This is a genomic window from Nocardia sp. NBC_00511, assembly GCF_045161165.1.
Taxonomy (GTDB): Bacteria; Actinomycetota; Actinomycetes; order Mycobacteriales; family Mycobacteriaceae; genus Nocardia.
Window position 1 is genome coordinate 4650001 of record NZ_CP107849.1, and the last position, 17513, is coordinate 4667513.

The following is a 17513-nucleotide window of genomic DNA, read 5'->3' on the forward strand; positions in this document are numbered from 1 at the left end:
GACCTTCAGGAGCGACCCCCATGACGTCGAGCACCGACGCCAATAGTTCCGATTCCGCTTCCTCCGCACGGCCCGAACGGCCCGCCTCGGAGCGACGTGTGCGTCCGGACCGTCCGCGTTCGGAAGCGCCCGTCGCGCCGCGTGAGCGCACCGCGCGCCCGGTGAAGCGCAAGTCCGAGGGTCAGTGGGCGCTCGGCTATCGCGAGCCGCTGAACGCCAACGAGCAGAGCAAGAAGGACGACAACCCGCTCAACGTGCGCGCGCGCATCGAGAACATCTACTCGAAGCAGGGTTTCGACTCGATCGACAAGAGCGATCTGCGCGGCCGCATGCGCTGGTGGGGTCTCTACACCCAGCGCGAGCAGGGCTACGACGGCACCTTCACCGGCGACGAGAACATCGACATCCTCGAGGCTCGCTACTTCATGATGCGGGTGCGCTGCGACGCCGGTGCGCTGAACCTGAAGCAGCTGCGCACCATTGCCGCCATCTCCACCGAATTCGGCCGCGACACCGCCGATCTCTCCGACCGCGAGAACATCCAGTACCACTGGATCGAGATCGAGAACGTGCCGGAGATCTGGCGTCGCCTCGAAGAGGTCGGCCTGCAGACCACCGAGGCGTGCGGCGACTGCCCGCGCGTGGTGCTCGGCTCCCCGCTGGCGGGCGAGTCGCTGGACGAGATCCTCGACCCGACCCCGGCCATCGACGAGATCGTGAAGCGCTACATCGGCAAGAAGGAATACTCCAACCTGCCGCGCAAGTTCAAGACCGCCATCTCCGGTCAGCAGGACGTGGTCCACGAGATCAACGACGTCGCCTTCATCGGCGTCGAGCACCCCGAACACGGTCCGGGACTTGACCTCTGGGTCGGTGGCGGCCTGTCCACCAACCCGATGCTGGCGCAGCGCCTCGGCGCCTGGGTGCCGCTCGACGAGGTGCCCGACGTGTGGGAGGCCGTGGTGTCGCTGTTCCGCGACTACGGTTACCGCCGCCTGCGCACCAAGGCCCGCCTGAAGTTCCTGGTGAAGGACTGGGGTGTCGAGAAGTTCCGCGAGGTGCTCGAGAACGAGTACCTGAAGCGCAAGCTGATCGACGGTCCCGCGCCCGAGCAGCCCGCCCGCCCCATCGACCACATCGGCGTGCAGAAGCTGCGCAACGGCCTCAACGCGGTCGGCTTCTCCCCCATCGCCGGTCGCGTGTCGGGCACCATCCTGACCCAGGCCGCCGACGCCGCCGAGCGCGCCGGATCCGACCGGATCCGCTTCACCCCGTACCAGAAGTTCATCGTGCTGGACGTGCCCGACGACAAGGTCGAGCAGCTGATCGACGAGCTGCGGCCGCTCGGCCTGCAGGCCCGGCCCTCGCACTGGCGGCGAAACCTGCTGGCGTGCAGCGGCATCGAGTTCTGCAAGCTGTCGTTCGTGGAGACCCGCAAGCGTTCGCAGGTACTGGCTCCCGAACTGGAGCTGCGCCTGGCGGACATCAACGCCGACCTCGACGTCCCGATCACCATCAACATCAACGGCTGCCCCAACTCCTGCGGCCGGTCCCAGATCGCCGACATCGGCTTCAAGGGCCAGCTCGTCGACGACGGCGACGGGAATCAGGTGGAGGGCTTCCAGGTTCACCTCGGTGGCAGCCTCGGGCTCGACAGCGCCTTCGGGCGAAAGCTGCGCCAGCACAAGGTGACCAGCGACGAGCTCGGCGACTACATCGAGCGGGTGGTGCGCAATTTCACCAAGAACCGTGACGGTGAAGAACGTTTCGCGCAGTGGGCTGTGCGCGCCGATGAAGCAGACCTTCGGTAGTTGGGAGAAACGTCAATGACCGCAACGAAACTCGCTGAATCCGAGCTCCGCGCCATCGCCGAGAAGGGCGCCGCCGAACTGGGCCCCGACGCCACCGCGCAGCAACTGCTGCAGTGGACCGAGGACACCTTCGGCACCAATTACATTGTCGCGTCCAACATGCAGGACGCGGTGCTGGTGCAGCTGGCCGCGCAGGTGCATGCCGGAGTGGACGTGCTGTTCCTCGACACCGGCTACCACTTCGCCGAGACCATCGGCACCCGGGACGCGGTCGAGCTGGTCTACGGCGTGAACATCGTCAACGTGCGACCGGAACACAGTGTGGCCGAACAGGATCAGCTGCTGGGCAAGGATCTCTTCGCCCGCGACGCCGCCGAATGCTGCCGCCTGCGCAAGGTGGTGCCGCTGCAGAAGTCGCTGACCGGGTACAACGCCTGGGTCACCGGCATCCGCCGGGTGGAAGCGCCGACCCGCGCCAACGCACCCCTGATCTCCTTCGACGAGAGCATGGGCCTGGTGAAGATCAACCCGATCGCCGCCTGGTCCGACGAGGAGATGGCCGCCTACATCGAGGCCAACGGAATTCTCGTGAATCCCCTTGTCGAAGAGGGATATCCGTCCATCGGTTGCGCTCCGTGCACGCGGAAGCCGGAACCGGGATCCGATCCGCGATCCGGCCGCTGGGCCGGGCTCGCCAAGACCGAATGCGGGTTGCACGCATCATGACTTCAATCGAGACCGAGTTCGACACCCTGGCCGCGCTGGAGTCGGAATCCATCCACATCTTCCGTGAGGTGGCGGGCGAGTTCGAGCGCCCCGTGATCCTGTTCTCCGGCGGCAAGGACTCCACCGTCCTGCTGCACCTGGCGATCAAGGCGTTCTGGCCCGCGCCGCTGCCGTTCGCGCTGCTGCACGTGGACACCGGGCACAACCTGCCCGAGGTGCTCGCCTTCCGCGACAAGATCGTCGAAAAGTACGGCCTGCGACTGCATGTCGCGTCGGTGGAGGACTACCTCGCCGACGGGCGGCTCACCGAGCGTCCCGACGGCATCCGCAACCCGCTGCAGACCGTGCCGCTGCTGGACTCCATCAACGACAACCGCTTCGACGCGGTGTTCGGTGGCGGCCGCCGCGACGAGGAGCGTTCGCGCGCCAAGGAGCGCATCTTCTCGCTGCGTGACGCCTTCGGCCGCTGGGATCCCAAGCGGCAGCGGCCCGAGCTGTGGAACCTGTACAACGGCAAGCACGCTCCCGGTGAGCACGTGCGGGTGTTCCCGATCTCCAACTGGACCGAGCTGGACATCTGGCGCTACATCGCCCGCGAGGACGTGGAGCTGGCCAGCATCTACTACGCCCACGAGCGCCCGGTCTACCAGCGCGACGGCATGTGGATGACCCCCGGCGTCTGGGGCGGCCCCGCCGACGGCGAGGAGCTCACCGTCAAGTCGGTGCGCTACCGCACCGTCGGCGACGGATCCACCACCGGCGCAATCATTTCCGACGCCGCCGACAACGAGGCGATCCTCGCCGAGGTCGCCGCGTCCCGGCTCACCGAACGTGGCGCCACCCGTGGAGACGACCGCGTCTCCGAGGCCGCCATGGAAGACCGCAAGCGAGAGGGTTACTTCTGATGTCCGACCTACTGAGACTGGCCACCGCCGGATCGGTCGACGACGGCAAGTCCACCCTGGTCGGACGCCTGCTCTACGACACCAAATCCGTGCTGGCCGACCAGATCGACGCCGTCACCCGCGCGTCGGTCGACAAGGGCCTGTCCACTCCGGACCTGTCGCTGCTGGTCGACGGCCTGCGCGCGGAACGCGAGCAGGGCATCACCATCGACGTGGCGTACCGCTACTTCGCCACGCCGCAGCGGTCTTTCGTGCTCGCCGACACCCCGGGGCACGTGCAGTACACCCGCAACACGGTCTCCGGCGCGTCCACCGCGCAGCTGGTGATCCTGCTGGTCGACGCCCGCAAGGGTGTCATCGAGCAGACCCGCCGCCACGCCGCCGTGATGGCGCTGCTGGGGGTGCCGAAGCTGGTGCTGGCCGTCAACAAGATCGACCTGGTCGACGATCCGGCCACCGTGTTCAAGGAGATCTCGGCCGAATTCTCCGAGCTGACAACGAAACTCGGCTGGGCGGCCGAGGACGTGCAGGAGATCCCGGTCTCCGCGCTCAACGGTGACAATGTCGCCTCGCGCTCGGACAACACCCCCTACTACACCGGTCCCTCGCTCATCGAGCACCTGGAGTCGGTGCCGGTGGACGCGGACGCGCACGGCCGCCACCAGGTCGGGCTGCGCTTCCCCGTGCAGTACGTGATCCGGCCGCGCACCGCCGAGTACCCGGACTACCGCGGTTACGCGGGACAGGTTGCGGCGGGCGTGGTTTCGAAGGGCGACGAGGTCGTGGTGCTGCCGTCGGGCACCCGCACCACGATCGAGCGCATCGACACCCCCAACGGGGAACTGGCCTCGGCGCAGCCCGGCCGCAGCGTCACCCTGATCCTGGCCGACAACGTGGACGTCTCCCGCGGTGACGTGATCGCCGCCGCCAACGACGCCCCCGAGCCGATCGAAGCCTTCGACGCCACCGTCTGCTGGCTCGGCGACAAGCCGCTGCGCGCCGGTGCCCGCCTGCTCCTCAAGCACGGCACCCGCACCACCCAGGCCATCGTCGGCAGCCTCATCGAGCGCTTCGACGAACAGCACCTGGCCGCCGACCCCAGTCCGGAGTCGCTGTCCCTCAACGACATCGGCCGCATCGCCCTGCGCGTCGCCGACCCCATCGTCGCCGACGACTACAGCATCAACCGCCACACCGGCTCCTTCCTGCTGATCGACCCGGCAGGCGGCAACACCCTGGCCGCGGGCCTGGTCGGCGATGCGCTGACCGCGGTCGAGGTCGGCGAGAAGACCGGAGCCTGAGATGAACCCGCCCGGCAACGGCGCAGTACCGGCCGTGCTGGGCGGAATATCCGGCACGGCCGCCCGCCGCGGCCGTACGGGCAAACCCGCTCTCATCGCGGTGGCACACGGCAGCCGCGATCCGCGCTCGGCGACGACCATGCACGCGGTGGTCGAGCAGATCGCGGCCGCGCGCCCGGATCTCGATGTGCGGCTGGCCTTCCTGGACCTGAGCGCACCGTCGGTCGACCAGGTGGTGGATGCCGTTGCGGCGGCGGGCCATTCGCAGGCCGTGGTGGTTCCCCTGTTGCTGGGCAGCGCTTTCCACGCACGAGTGGACCTGCCCGAGCTGCTCGATGCCGCTCGCTCACGCCATCCCCGCCTGCGCCTGACGCAGGCCGACGTCCTGGGGTCGGACGTGCGACTCATAGTGGCCCTGCGCGATCGGGTCCTGGCCGAGATCGGTCCGAACGTGATCGAGCCCGGCATCCCCGCCCCCGCCATGGATTCGATCTCGACTTTCGCTCTCGCATCGAGTGATTCGGCGTTCCACCGGTTCCTCCCCGGTGCCCCCGATCGCGCTCGGCTCGGCGTGGCAGTGGCGGCAGTGGGTTCTTCCTCGGCTGCTGCCAATCACAGGACCGCGAGTGTGGCCTGGATGCTGTCCGAACTGACCGGCTGGGACACCGAGGTCTGCTTCGCCACCACCGCGCCCACCGTCACCGAGGCTGCCGCACGACTTCGCGCACGCGGCTGTGACGAGATCCTGGTCGCGCCCTGGTTCCTGGCCCCCGGCCTGCTCACCGATCGCCTGCGGGATGCGCTTCCCGGAGTGCCGCACACCGAAACCCTCTGCGCACACCCGCTTGTCGCCGAGGTGGCGCTGGACCGCTATACGGCGGCCACCCTCCCCCTCGTCCTCTCCGCCTGAACCGGGGCGGTTCGGGCACTATGCTCGCGCCATGCGTAGCGGCCGATGTCCAAAATGTCAGGGTTCGAAGATCTTCGTGTGCGCCAATCAGCAGCCCAGCGAGGAGTATTCGAATGTGGTGCGGCCGTTCCATGTGACGACCGTGAAGTATCCGAAGAAGGACACCGGGGCGGCGGAGGGGACGCGGCATCTCAGTGCGGTGGGGACGTTCGAGACCTGGATCTGTGCGGCGTGCGGGTTCACCGAGTGGTACGCGCAGGATGCCGCCGAACTGCTGGATCGGCTGGCACGGATCCCGGGCAGTGGAGTCCGGGTGGTCGGGGACTCCTGAACCGCAGGTCCTGACTCGTTCCGGCACAGCCCTATTGGGTGCCCGGTTCCGGGAACGGGAGGTACGGGATCAGGGAGTGGGCCAGGTTGGTGATGGTCAGGGATTGCAGCCAGACTCGGCCGGGGCCGGTGAGGGCGGCGAGGAAGAGGCCGTCGCCGCCGAAAAGGATATTGCGGACGCCGCGGACGGTGGTGATGTCGAAACCTACTGAGGATTCGAACAATCCGACGTGGCCGGGGTGCACGCGCAGGGTCTCGCCGCGGGCCAGGTCGTAGGTGATGACCTCGCCGGAGAGTTCCACCCAGGCGTAGCCGTCACCGCTGACCCGCTGCAGGGTGAAGCCCGCGCCGCCGAAGATGCCCGCGCCCAGTCGGCGCTGGAAGCTCAGCGAGACTCGCACATCGCCTGCGGCGCAGAGGAATCCGTGCCGGTGCACCATGTATTCGGCCCCCTTGTTCACTTGCACCGGCAGGATCTGGCCGGGCAGCTTGGCCGCGAACGACACCGAACCGGGCACGCGGTCGGCGGTGTACTCGGTCATGAACAGTCCCGCACCGGCCATGGCGCGGCGGACCGCCCCGAACATGCCGCCCGCCGCACCGCGCGTGGAGGTGTGCAGTCGAATGGAATCGGTCATCCACGACAGCTGCCCGGCCTCGGCGATCAGGCGATCGCCGGGGTCCAGCGCGACCTCGAGCACCGGCATGACGGTTCCCCGGATCCTGGCGTCCATTCGGATATCCCCTCCCGCGTTCACGACTCACACCAGTGTGCCGCGCGATCCTGGGACCGCGCCGGGAACGACGTGCCGACCAGGCTCCCGGACACCGGACCAACACCCGATACGCTGGCCCGATGATCAAGGCTGCGGTGTTCGATGTGGGCGAGACGCTGATCGACGAGACGCGCATCTGGTGCCGGTGGGCCGACCGGCTCGCGGTGCCGCGCTTCGCGTTTCTCGGCGTGATCGGCGGCATGGCCGCCACCGGCCGCCCCCTCACCGACGCCTTCGAACTGGTCCGCCCCGGCCTCGACCTCGACGCCGAGCAGTCCGCCTGGGCCGCCGCCGAACCGGGGAGCCTGCGCAACAACTTCGACGGCGACGACCTGTACCCGGATGTCCGCCCGGCCCTGCGCGAGCTGCGGCGGCGCGGGATCACCGTGATCATCGCGGGAAACCAGCCGCCGCAGGCGAAGTCGGCCCTGGAACGCATGGACCTGCCGGTGGATGCCGTGTACACCTCGGCCGAATGGGGTTTGGAGAAGCCGGATCCCGAGTTCTTCACGCGAGTGACCGAGGTGGCCGGGGTCGAGCCCGCCGAGATCTGCTACATCGGCGACCGCGTCGACAACGATGTGCTGCCGGTGCGCACGGCGGGCATGCTGCCGGTGCTGATCCGGCGCGGGCCGTGGGGTTACCTCACCGCCGAACTCCCCGAGGCCGCGGGCACGACCACCATCGACAGCCTCGACGAGCTGCCGGACCTGCTCGCACCCGCCTGATCTTCAATACATGACACGTCAAACTTGACGGCGGTTTTCCGCCAGCCACACGCCCCTTGCCCGCGTTGAATATGACGTGTCAACGAAATCGGCTCTACCGCAAGGGGTTGCAATCATGGTGGATTCTCGCTTCGAGTCCAAGATCGTCCTGATCACCGGCGCCACATCGGGAATCGGTGCGGCCGTCGCCCGCCGGATCGCCGCGGAAGGCGGTGCCGTCGTCCTCGGCGCCCGCGGCAAACAGGCCGGTGACCTGATCGCCGAGGAGATCCGCGCGGCGGGCGGTCGCGCCCTGTTCGTCCCCACCGACGTCACCGTCGAAGCCGACGTGCAGCGGCTCGCCGAGGCCGCCGTCAACGAATTCGGCCGCCTGGACGCCGCTTTCAACAACGCGGGCGCGATCAACGCGTTCGGCGCGGTGCAGGACCTCGACGACGCCGGCTGGCACGCCGACCTGGAACTGAACCTGACCTCCGTCTACTACGGTCTGCGCCACCAGGTTCCGGCACTGGCGGCCTCGGGCGGCGGCGCGATCCTCAACAACGCCTCCAACCTGGGCGTGGTCGGCATGGCCCAGGTCGCGCCTTACGTCGCGGCCAAGCACGGCGTGATCGGACTGACCCGCGCGGTGGCACTGGAGGCCGCCGCACAGTCGATCCGGGTCAACGCCCTGGTCTCCGGCGCGGTCGACACCCCGGCCTTCCGCAACTCGATGGGCGCCACCCCCGAGGGCGAGGCCGCCATCGCGGACCTGCATCCGCTGGGCCGCATCTCCCGGCCAGAGGAGATCGCCTCGTTCTGCGCCTACCTGCTCAGCGACGAGACCACCTTCATCACCGGTTCGGCCCTCGCCATCGACGGCGGATTCACCGCCCGCTGACCTCGTCCCGAAAAAATTCGCGACTGGCCCACCCCGCGCCCGGGCACTGGGAATACGCGGGGTGGGCCGGTCACTTTCGGCGACGGGAACGAACGGAGGTTGCAGGTCCTCCGCGCGCCCCCGTCACCGGTCCATGGGGCGAGCCGGGCTCGCCGAGTCTCGGGGACGAGGTGGGGCGGGTTGGTCAGGCCCGCCTGCCACCTACGTCGCCGTGGGGAGCAGGCCGACGGTGGGACCCCGTCACCACACCTCCCCCGCAACCCCGGCCAGGGGGTGGGACATCCCGCCCGGCCGAGGCCATGCCGAAAAGTGTTTCCAGACAGTGTGTCTCGCTGCGACTCCAGTCGGTGAACGGCACGAATGCCGTTCCGCAGATCCGGCGAGATCGGGGCGAGATCAGTTGCCCCGGCACCGATCGCATCACGTAACCGACGATCGGCGGCGTGGTACCTGTCGGGCGGTGCATGGTCGCGGCGAAATGCGTCCGGGAGCGAAACGTCCTGTGGGACACATTCATCGAGTGCCTAATGACGGCCACCGCCACCACCTCCTCCACCGCCGTGGCCACCGCCACCACCGGCTCCTCCGCCGCCACCGGCACCGGCACCGCCCATACCGCCACCGGATCGGCCGCCGCCACCCATGCCGCCACCGCCCGTGCCGCCGCCGGAACCGGCACCGCCACCACCGGCCTGCGAGCCGCCTTTGGAAGTACCGCCGCCGGTCCCGGATCCACCGCCGGTTCCAGATCCACCGCCGGTTCCGGATCCGCCTCCGGCAGCACCGGTTCCAGCGCCGGAGCCTCCACCGGCACCACCGCCAGCTCCAGCACCGGTACCGCCACCAGCTCCGGCACCACTGCCACCGGCACCAGTTCCGCCGCCCGCTCCAGCACCGCCACCGCTCCCGCCGCCTGTTCCAGCACCTCCGCCAGCTCCGGCACCGCCACCAGCTCCGGTACCTCCGCCCGCTCCAGCGCCGCCACCGGTTCCGGTCCCGCTGCCTGCTCCGGTTCCGCCGCCCGCACCAGCTCCGGTGCCACCGCCGCTTCCGGCTCCGGTGCCGCCTCCGGTGCTGCCATTGGCATTGCCTGTGCCAGTACCGGTTCCGCCTCCATCGCCGGCCCCGGTATTACCGGCCGCAGTCCCGGTCCCGGTACCCGTGCCGCTACCGCCGGCAGGAGTACCCGCTGCCGTCCCGGTCCCCGTTCCCGTGCCGGAATCGGTTCCCGTGCCGGTGTTTCCAGCGGCTGTCCCGGTCCCGGTACCCGTGCTCTGCCCGACCGGTTCAGCCGTCGCGCCGGTACCCGGCGCGGTCCCACCGGCATTCGTGCCACCGGCTGGAGTTCCACCCGTCGCACCACCGGAAGTGCTCCCCGCTGGCTCACTCGCTCCGGGAGCCGTGCCACCGGGCGTACCCGGCGTGGTGGCTCCGGCACCAGGCTGACTCGCCCCGGGTTGCGTTGCCCCGGTGGTGTTTCCGGGCGCGGTCGCACCGGGCATCGTTCCGGAGATCGGCTGCGCGGTATTACCCGGCAGGCTCACCGACGGAATCTGCGACGGGAACGAGCCCACGGTCCAGCCCTGCAGGAAGGAGGTCTGGAACGGGACCGGGTTCACGAATTGCGCGGGATTCGCGTAGGTGACGATCGGGTCGGTGGTGATTCGGGTTTCGCAGTGGGTGCCGCCGTCGGTGTGGTCGACCGGCCTGCCGTTGAACCAGGTGGAGGTGACCGTCGGCACCGCGGGCGCGTAGTTGCGGATGGCGGCCACGGTCGCGATGGTGTGGCTGTGCCCACCGGGGCTGCCCGCGGGGGTCGCGCTGCCGTCGAAGACCACGACGTCGCCCAGCCCGAGGCTGGTGGTCGCGGCGGGTTCGGCCGGTTCGGGCTGGGCCTGCAGTCCCGGCGGCCCGGCGACGGGTCCGCCGAGCACGGTCGCCGCCGACATGGCGAGCGCGGAAGCCACTGCCGCACCGGAGAATACGGCCGCGCGCGGCGCGTACTTCCCGATCGCGGATCCGGTGTCGACGCTGCGGAAGGCGGCGATGGCCGCGCCGACCGCCACGGTGTGCGCGGGATCCGGCGACATGATGACCGGTCGCCCCAGATCGGCGAGCACCCGCGCCACCTCGACGGGCCGCGCCGCGCCGCCGATCAGCAGCACCCGGTCGATATCGGCCAGTTCGAGCCCGGTGCTGTGCACACAGGCATGCACCACTTTGAGCGAATTGCGAATGTGCCAGCTGCGCAGGCGATTCGTGTCCGAGGCGGGCACCACGGCCGAGACCGGCTGGGTGGCGTCGGGGGCGATGCTGCGCGCGTAGCGGGCCAGCAGGGTGCCGAGGGGGCGGCCGCCGAAGTCGTTGGAACGTTCGGCGTGACCGAGGATGCCGCGTTCCTCACGATCGGCCTCGGTGCGCACCACGGCGACGTCGAGGCAGTTGCCGCCGAGGTCGTAGACCAGGGTCAGCCCGGAGGCGGAGATGCCGTACTCGTTGTCCAGCCATTCCACCGCCGCAACGGGTTCCGGCATCAGGATGACGTCTGCCGCGCCGGACCAGTCCAGCGCGCGTCTTAGCCGGGTCACGTGTTTCTCGGTGTAGCAGGCCGGATAGGTGGCGACGGCGGGCGCTTCGGGCGCATTGGTCTCGATGAGCCCGTTGACGACCGCGGCGACCAGGTCGGCCGGTGACCAGATGCGGCCGCCGATGACGACCGGGTCGGGATCGGCGGTGAGGTCGGCGAATTCGGTGACCACGGGGGCGAAGCGGGGAATACCCCCGATGTGCGGACCGCCGGCGCTGTCGAAGGTGACAGCGGTCCGGCGCACTCGCACGGCGGGCCGGTTGCGATCACCGGCCGTGGTCGCCCAGACCGAGTTCACTGTGCCGATGCTCATGCCAAAGCCAACAGTCATTTGCTATCCCGTCAAACGCACCGAGACCACGGCCCGACTGGCTTGTGCGTACCAACCATGTGGTCGCGGTCGTTTTCCAAACAGCGCGTTCAGGTTAGCTGTGGTTTGCGGGGCCTGAATATCGAATCGGGAGAAAAGATTTCGCGTCCAGTAGCGAAGTTGGCGAATCTACTGGTCAGGCAACTAATCGAACAAGATCGAATCAGACTGCGCGACAAAAGCAACCGAACAGTCTTTCTTTATGGCAAAGGTGCAGCGAACCAGAAATTCATACCAACCGGTAGGCGAGTACTGTCCGAAAAAGAAAACCGCAACGTCAGTACGGACCAATGAATGAGCGATCACTGGTCGGTAGCTACCCCGGAATACCCCACGCAGGTCGCTTCTTCGGCCGTGATTCGCGATGAAATCTTCTCTACTACTACCCATGTCGCCGCGAGCGAACGCAGCATTACAAGTCGCACAACGGGATCGGTACATCGCCTTCAGGTCGGATGCCCGGTACGAAACGAGCGAGGCCGCCGTACGCGCATGACGTACGACGGCCTCGAAGCAGAACGAACTAGCGGTTGCGCACCAGCAGTGGCAGTCGCCGCCGCGGCCGGTTCACCGCACCGCCGCGAATGGCGTGCGGCTGCCGCGCGGAGACCAGGCGGTCGAATTCCCCTGCGCCACGCCCCGGTTGAGCCAACCGACCAGCATTGAAGTCGTCCACCAGCTGACGCACGGTCTGCTGCGCACACGACTTGTTGGTACCGATGAAACCAGTCGGCCCACGCTTGATCCAGCCGGTGACATACGCCCCGGGAACCACCGCGCCGCCCGACTCCTCGAGCACCCGGCCGTCGAGATTCGGCATGATCCCGGACCGCTCGTCGAACGGCAGCCCCGCCAGCGGCACCCCGCGATAGCCCACGGAGGTCAGCACCAGGCCCGCCTCCAGAATCTCCGCGTCAGCGGTCGCCACGGCGTGCACCTTGCCGTCGTCGCCGGTGACGAGCTCGTTGCGCAGCACCTCGACCCCGGTCACCCGTTCCGCACCGGTGAACATCGCGGGCGAAGACAGGTACCGCAGCACGATGCGCTTGCGTCCGCCGGTCGGCCGATCGGCCAAGCCGCGCAACAGCTTCAGCTTGTGCTCGACCTTCTGCGACATGCCCTCGACCGGCTCCGGAATCTCGCCCTCGACCACGATGTCGACATCCGCGCCCAGCAGGCCCACGAATTCCGGCACGGAGAAAGCGGATTCGGCCGGACCACGGCGGCCCAGGATCACGACCTCCTCGATCCGACTGTCCCGCAGCGCCTTCAGCGCCCGCTGCGACACATCGGTGCCGACCAGCAGCTCCGGATCGGTGGTCAGGATGCGCGCCACATCGAGGGCGACGTTGCCGTTGCCCACGATCACCGCGCGCCGCTGCGACAGCTCGAAGTCGCGGCCCGCCTGATCGGGATGGCCGTTGTACCAGGCGACGAAGTCGGTCGCCGACGCGCTGCCGGGCAGCCCCTCACCCGGGATGCCGAGCTTGCGGTCCGACGACGCGCCCACCGCGTACACCACCGCGTGGTGGTGCGCCAGCAGCTCGTCGTGCGAAACATGCTCGCCCACATTGACATTCAGGTACGACCCGAACCCCGGCTGCGCCGAGATCACGTCGAACAGATTGCCGACCTTGCGGGTCTTGGTGTGATCGGGCGCGACACCGAAGCGGGCCAGGCCGTAGGGCGTGGACACCTTGTCGAACACCGTCACCGAAACACCGGGCTGCGTGAGCAATTCGTCGGCCGCGTACATGGCCGAGGGCCCCGACCCGACGATCGCCACCCGCAGCGGCTCGCGCCCGGGCTTGACCGCCGCCGCCGGAATCGGCTTGGCCAGCAGCGCGCGCGGCCGCTCGGTCCGATAGAAGTCGGCATTGATCTCGATGAACGGAAGCTGTTCGTCGGTGAGCTTTTTCGACGACGTGATGGCGTCCACCGGGCACGCCGTGGCGCACGCGCCACAGTCCACACACGCCTGCGGATCGACGTAGAGCATCTCCGCCGTCAGGAAGTCCGGCTCATCGGGCGTCGGATGAATGCAGTTGACCGGGCAGGCGTAGACGCACGAGGCGTCGCTGCAACAGGATTGGGTGACTACGTACGGCATTGGACGTGCCCCTTCCTACGCTGCCTTGCCGGAGCGGATCGGCTCCGAGCGGTACCGCGACACCGCGCCGCCGAGACCCAGCACCTTCCAGACCCGCTTGGAGATCGGGTTCATCAGGCCGATGTCGTGGGCCAGCGCGCGCACATCGATGAAGTAGTCGGCGAAGACCTGCTTGGCCTCCTTCGACCCGTAGAACAGTTCCTTGCGGACCGACTCCGGAATGTCGAACTCGTCGAAGAACGCCTTGGGCGGCGTCGCGATGGAGCGACCCAGGATGAACATGACGATCGGCATGGCGATGGAGAGCACGAAGCGGTTGGCCGCCCGCTGATCCGGCACGTGGTGCTTGAGGAACTCGTGCGCGAAGGAGATGTGGCGCGCCTCCTCGGCGACGTGAATCGACATGACGCCGCGCATGATCGGGTGCACCTCCTCGCCGGAGCGCAGGATCTGCTTCTGGATGTGGTCGATCGGCTCCTCGCCGGCGAGCACGGCCATGAAGAAGAGGTTCGGGAACATCACCGCGACGGGCACACCGAGCAGGCGGAACTGCCGGACGAGCGGGCCCATGCCCGGCACGTCCGCGCCGATGCGGTTGACCATCTCCTGGAACATCAGGGTGTGGTTCAGCTCTTCGGACATCTCGTGGGTGCAGTACCGGAATTCCGGGTCACCGTTGGCGAGCGCGAAGGTGTGATTGACCATGCCGGAGATCAGGATCGACTCGAACTGCAGGCCGACCTTGGCGATATTGGCCTGCCGGTACTTGCCGATCTCGATCTTCTGCTCGTCGGTCAACGCCAGGTACCAGGGGTGGCGGCCCAGCGGATCGGCGGACTCGGGCAGAATCCAGCGCTCGGGACGGGCGTTGGCGTCGAAGTCGGGGTTTTCCCAGTCGATGTCCTCGTAGGGATCGAAACTCTTGTTGACCGATCCTTCCGAGAGCAGCAGCAGCTTGCTCGCGTACTCCAGAGCTTCGGCAACCACGGGGTCGTCGTCAACGGGTGTCGTGGTCGGAGACATCGTCGTCACCTCTCCAGTCAGTGGCGTTTATATGTTTCCCATAGTTACACCAAACTGAGTGGCCGTCAACACAGTGCTAGCAAGATGCTTGCACGTGCCAGCGCCGATCGACGAGGGGTGCCGGGCAAACCTGCCGGTAACAGGACAAATGATCACTTGGGGTGCGACAGATATATCAAAGAGCGGCCACGCGCGTGACACGCCGGAACAATCCGGTGAGCGAATGATGCCGATGCGACCCCGACTCCTGGGCCAGCACCGCCTGCCGAGCCACGATGGCCGCCCCGTCCGCGATGGTCCGCTCCGGATCCGGCCCGACCACCACCGGCCGCGCCAACTCCTTGGCCAGCACCTGCGCCACCTCCGGCGGCCGGGCCGCACCGCCGACCACCAGGATCCGATCCACATCCGCCATGGTCACGTCCGCGATCCGCAGACACTTGTAGACCAGCGCCAGCGACCGCCGCACATGCGCGCTGCGCAACTCACCGGAATCCGCGTCCGACAATCCCCGCGGCACCACCGCGGTACCGGCCCCCCGCCGCATCTGCTTCGCCACCGCCTCACCGAAGGCCCGGCCACCGAAATCGGCTGAGTGCAAAGACATTCCGACGATCGGATTGGTCGGCGCACCCATGCCGACCCGCAGCAGCGTCACGTTCAGCCCCGAACCGCCCAGGTCGTAGACCAGCGCCAGACCCGGCGTGAGTGGCCCGCGTTCGGCGGCCAACCAGGCCGCGGCCGCGATCGGTTCGGCCACCAGGGACGCCTCGTTCAGACCCACATGGTCGAGCGCGGTGCGCAGATCCGCCACCAGGGCCTCGGAGTAGCTCGCCGGATGCGTCACCGCGATCGCCGTCTCGGGATTCGCCGACGGTCCGGTCGGAGCCTTCCCCAGCACCTCGGTCAGCACGCTGTAGCAGACCGTCGCCACCAGATCCGCCGCCGAGAGCGCCCGATGCCCGACCCGCGCCATGGGCGCACCGCGCTGACCCAGATCGGCGAAGTCGGTGATCACCCGCCCGTGCCGCGGAATCCGGCCCACCCGGGCGGTACCGGAACTGTCGAAGGTGAGGGTGGTGCGCCAGGTGGTCGGTGGCGGGGCGCCGCGACGGCCCGGCGGATTCTTCCCGGATCGGTCGGCCGCAGTCGCGCAGACCGTATTGACGGTACCGATACTCAGACCCACACCGAACGCCATCATCCACCTCGATCGACGAGTCTTTACCGTCAGCGCGTCTGACCCGACCCGCATTCATGCAACTCCTGCGCCGAATGCTTGCCAACCACCGGACACGGAGTTGTCCGCACGTGCTCCTGTTCAGCGCCGGGACCGCGCTGTCCAGGGAGTCGGCGGCGGATACCGCCCGGGCGATTCCCGGTCGCGCGATGTTTGCCCGGGACAATGAAAATCGCCCCCGCACCGGACAATCCGGGCGAGGGCGATTCGGAGCGGTGAACTACTTGGCGGGCGTGGCCAACAGTGACGAGGTGAGCACGGACGCCATCGTGTAGGCCAGATTGATCAGATCCGAGCCGACACCGTTGGTGCCCAGGAACATCTTGGCCAGCGGGCCGAGCAGCTTGATCGCGGTCTGCGCCAGCGAGCCCAGCGAGTCCACGTCCAGGCCGTCGGCCTTGGTGCCCTTGTCGGTCGACGGTGTCTGCGCACCCGGATTCGACTGTGCGCCAGGGCTGGACGGCGCGGTCGGCTGGGCACCCGGCGTACTCGGCGTGCGCTTGGGCGGAATGTTGACCGAATTCAGCCCACCGGCGACCGGACGCACCGCGGGCGCGGTACCGGGAGTCGCGGGCTTGGCGCCCGGCTGCGGCGCGGCCTGCGGCGCCGCCGGAGTGGTGGTCTGCGGCTGGGACTGCGGCGCAGTCTGCGACTTCGGATTCGGATTGCCCTGCTGCTGACCGAAATTCAGGAACTGCTGGGCCAACTCCTCGAAGGCCTGCAGTCCGCCGATGGCGTCGGGCTGCGGGGATTCGGCGGGGGTCTGCGGATCGGGCAGCTGCCCCGGCGATGCGGGCTGTGCGGGCGTCGGCGCCTGCGGTGTCGGCGCCGGAGCCTGCTGCGGGGCGGCGGGCTGCGGGGCCTGCGGGGTGCTCTGCGCCTGCGGCACGTTGCGCGCGTGCGCGGGCAGCACCGACGCCTGCGGCGCGGCCTGCGGTGCGAGCGCGGGCTGCGCCGGAACCGCTTGCGGCGCAGGCGCGGTCGCCGGTTCGCTCTTGGCGGCGTTGTCGGTGGGCACCGGCACGCCGAGCAGGTAGGAGGCGATGCCCGTGGTGATGGTGACCGCGTGCTTCAGCTGTCCCTCGGGCGTTTCCAGCTGCTGGGCGTCATCGACGTTGGCGCCGTTGCCCATTTCGAGGAAGATGTCCGGCACCTCGGTGAGCGCGGGCCCGGCGATGTCGGCGCGCGTCTGCAGTCCGTCGACCGCACCGTTGTAGGTGGCGGGCGAGTACCCGGACTGCACGTAGGCGTCGCGCATCGCCTTGTTGGCGGTGAGCCCGGCTCCCGACTGCACCTCGTTGGCCTTGGCGTCGGCGACCGGCAGCTGCGGAATGATCAGGTGGAAGCCGCGGCCGTCGGCGGGCCCGCTGTCGGCGTGGATGCTGACGGCGACATCCGCACCGGACTGGTTGGCGGCGGCGGCGCGGTCGTCCACGCAGCCACCCCAGCCGGTGTCGTCGGGTCGGCTCATCACCACGTGCGCGCCGAGGGTTTCCAGCGAGGTGCGCACCAGTTCGGCGACGTTGAAGTTGATGGTGTGCTCGGCGATGCCGTGCAGGCTGGTCATGCCGGTGGTCTGGCAGGCCTTGGTGCCGCCGCGACCATCACTGACCTGCTTGTTGACGTCCTGGGTGTGGCCGGGGCCCTGGTGGCCCGGGTCCAGGAAGACGGTTTTCCCGGTGAGCTTCTGTGGCAGATCCGGCGCTGCGGGCGCTGCCAGTGCGGCGACCGGGAACAGCCCGGCAACCGTCGTGATCGCCGCGGCGGTGACGGCGGTGTAGATCCCGGCCTTGGTGATGGACGGTTTCATAAGCGG

At 68.5% G+C, this 17513-nt stretch carries 14 protein-coding genes; 8 read left to right on the top strand and 6 right to left on the bottom strand.

Annotated elements, in window-relative coordinates:
* Positions 1-20: 20 nt before the first annotated feature.
* From OG300_RS21815 to OG300_RS21840, 6 genes are read left to right on the top strand one after another with little or no spacing between them, the layout of a single operon-like run.
* Entirely contained in the window at positions 21-1811 is a 1791-nt protein-coding gene (locus tag OG300_RS21815) for a nitrite/sulfite reductase (protein WP_405484372.1), read from the top strand.
* Positions 1812-1826: 15 nt separating this feature from the next.
* On the top strand, positions 1827-2537 hold the full coding sequence (locus OG300_RS21820; RefSeq protein WP_405484374.1) for a phosphoadenylyl-sulfate reductase: 711 nt from the start codon (positions 1827-1829) through the stop codon (positions 2535-2537).
* Positions 2516-3442 carry a sulfate adenylyltransferase subunit CysD gene (cysD, locus tag OG300_RS21825; RefSeq protein ID WP_405484376.1) on the top strand — a complete coding sequence of 309 codons (927 nt, stop codon included), beginning with the start codon at positions 2516-2518 and terminating at the stop codon, positions 3440-3442. The genes OG300_RS21820 and cysD overlap by 22 nt, the downstream gene beginning before the upstream one ends.
* Positions 3442-4743: a sulfate adenylyltransferase subunit 1 gene (locus OG300_RS21830; RefSeq protein ID WP_405484378.1), complete on the top strand. Its 1302-nt coding sequence runs from the start codon at positions 3442-3444 to the stop codon at positions 4741-4743. The genes cysD and OG300_RS21830 overlap by 1 nt, the downstream gene beginning before the upstream one ends.
* A 1-nt stretch (position 4744) precedes the next feature.
* Positions 4745-5653 carry a sirohydrochlorin chelatase gene (locus OG300_RS21835; RefSeq protein ID WP_405484380.1) on the top strand — a complete coding sequence of 303 codons (909 nt, stop codon included), beginning with the start codon at positions 4745-4747 and terminating at the stop codon, positions 5651-5653.
* A gap of 31 nt (positions 5654-5684) precedes the next feature.
* Positions 5685-5984, top strand: coding sequence for a hypothetical protein (locus OG300_RS21840; RefSeq protein ID WP_405484382.1), 300 nt, complete (start codon positions 5685-5687; stop codon positions 5982-5984).
* Between the two features lie 31 nt (positions 5985-6015).
* Here the strand turns inward: OG300_RS21840 and OG300_RS21845 are convergent, their stop codons facing one another.
* The gene (locus OG300_RS21845; protein WP_405484384.1) at positions 6016-6717 is read right to left on the bottom strand and encodes a TIGR00266 family protein; all 702 of its coding nucleotides are present in this window, start codon (positions 6715-6717) and stop codon (positions 6016-6018) included.
* Between the two features lie 122 nt (positions 6718-6839).
* Between OG300_RS21845 and OG300_RS21850 the strand changes: the two genes are divergently transcribed.
* Positions 6840-7487, top strand: coding sequence for an HAD family hydrolase (locus tag OG300_RS21850; RefSeq protein WP_405484386.1), 648 nt, complete (start codon positions 6840-6842; stop codon positions 7485-7487).
* 115 nt (positions 7488-7602) lie between these two features.
* Positions 7603-8367 carry an SDR family NAD(P)-dependent oxidoreductase gene (locus OG300_RS21855; RefSeq protein WP_405484388.1) on the top strand — a complete coding sequence of 255 codons (765 nt, stop codon included), beginning with the start codon at positions 7603-7605 and terminating at the stop codon, positions 8365-8367.
* Between the two features lie 524 nt (positions 8368-8891).
* On the opposite strand, the gene OG300_RS21860 is transcribed toward OG300_RS21855, so the two are convergent.
* The 5 genes from OG300_RS21860 to OG300_RS21880 form a co-directional block, all read right to left on the bottom strand.
* On the bottom strand, positions 8892-11267 hold the full coding sequence (locus OG300_RS21860) for an Hsp70 family protein (RefSeq protein ID WP_405484390.1): 2376 nt from the start codon (positions 11265-11267) through the stop codon (positions 8892-8894).
* A 580-nt stretch (positions 11268-11847) separates the two neighbouring features.
* A complete protein-coding gene (locus OG300_RS21865) occupies positions 11848-13434 on the bottom strand; it encodes an FAD-dependent oxidoreductase (protein WP_405484392.1) in 1587 nt (528 codons plus the stop codon).
* A 15-nt stretch (positions 13435-13449) separates the two neighbouring features.
* Positions 13450-14457 carry a diiron oxygenase gene (locus OG300_RS21870; RefSeq protein WP_405484394.1) on the bottom strand — a complete coding sequence of 336 codons (1008 nt, stop codon included), beginning with the start codon at positions 14455-14457 and terminating at the stop codon, positions 13450-13452.
* A gap of 175 nt (positions 14458-14632) precedes the next feature.
* Entirely contained in the window at positions 14633-15658 is a 1026-nt protein-coding gene (locus OG300_RS21875; protein WP_405484396.1) for an Hsp70 family protein, read from the bottom strand.
* Positions 15659-15917: 259 nt separating this feature from the next.
* A complete protein-coding gene (locus OG300_RS21880) occupies positions 15918-17507 on the bottom strand; it encodes an N-acetylmuramoyl-L-alanine amidase (RefSeq protein WP_405484398.1) in 1590 nt (529 codons plus the stop codon).
* Positions 17508-17513 lie beyond the last annotated feature (6 nt).

What these genes read in the sequence shown, in the direction of transcription:
- OG300_RS21820 (WP_405484374.1), top strand. Translation starts at nt 1,827, where the DNA reads ATGACCGCAACGAAACTCGCTGAATCCGAGCTCCGCGCCATCGCCGAG.
- OG300_RS21830 (WP_405484378.1), top strand. Translation starts at nt 3,442, where the DNA reads ATGTCCGACCTACTGAGACTGGCCACCGCCGGATCGGTCGACGACGGC.
- OG300_RS21870 (WP_405484394.1), bottom strand. Translation starts at nt 14,457, where the DNA reads ATGTCTCCGACCACGACACCCGTTGACGACGACCCCGTGGTTGCCGAA.
- OG300_RS21850 (WP_405484386.1), top strand. Translation starts at nt 6,840, where the DNA reads ATGATCAAGGCTGCGGTGTTCGATGTGGGCGAGACGCTGATCGACGAG.
- OG300_RS21835 (WP_405484380.1), top strand. Translation starts at nt 4,745, where the DNA reads ATGAACCCGCCCGGCAACGGCGCAGTACCGGCCGTGCTGGGCGGAATA.
- OG300_RS21845 (WP_405484384.1), bottom strand. Translation starts at nt 6,717, where the DNA reads ATGGACGCCAGGATCCGGGGAACCGTCATGCCGGTGCTCGAGGTCGCG.
- OG300_RS21860 (WP_405484390.1), bottom strand. Translation starts at nt 11,267, where the DNA reads ATGAGCATCGGCACAGTGAACTCGGTCTGGGCGACCACGGCCGGTGAT.
- OG300_RS21855 (WP_405484388.1), top strand. Translation starts at nt 7,603, where the DNA reads ATGGTGGATTCTCGCTTCGAGTCCAAGATCGTCCTGATCACCGGCGCC.
- OG300_RS21875 (WP_405484396.1), bottom strand. Translation starts at nt 15,658, where the DNA reads ATGGCGTTCGGTGTGGGTCTGAGTATCGGTACCGTCAATACGGTCTGC.
- OG300_RS21880 (WP_405484398.1), bottom strand. Translation starts at nt 17,507, where the DNA reads ATGAAACCGTCCATCACCAAGGCCGGGATCTACACCGCCGTCACCGCC.
- cysD (WP_405484376.1), top strand. Translation starts at nt 2,516, where the DNA reads ATGCGGGTTGCACGCATCATGACTTCAATCGAGACCGAGTTCGACACC.
- OG300_RS21840 (WP_405484382.1), top strand. Translation starts at nt 5,685, where the DNA reads ATGCGTAGCGGCCGATGTCCAAAATGTCAGGGTTCGAAGATCTTCGTG.
- OG300_RS21865 (WP_405484392.1), bottom strand. Translation starts at nt 13,434, where the DNA reads ATGCCGTACGTAGTCACCCAATCCTGTTGCAGCGACGCCTCGTGCGTC.
- OG300_RS21815 (WP_405484372.1), top strand. Translation starts at nt 21, where the DNA reads ATGACGTCGAGCACCGACGCCAATAGTTCCGATTCCGCTTCCTCCGCA.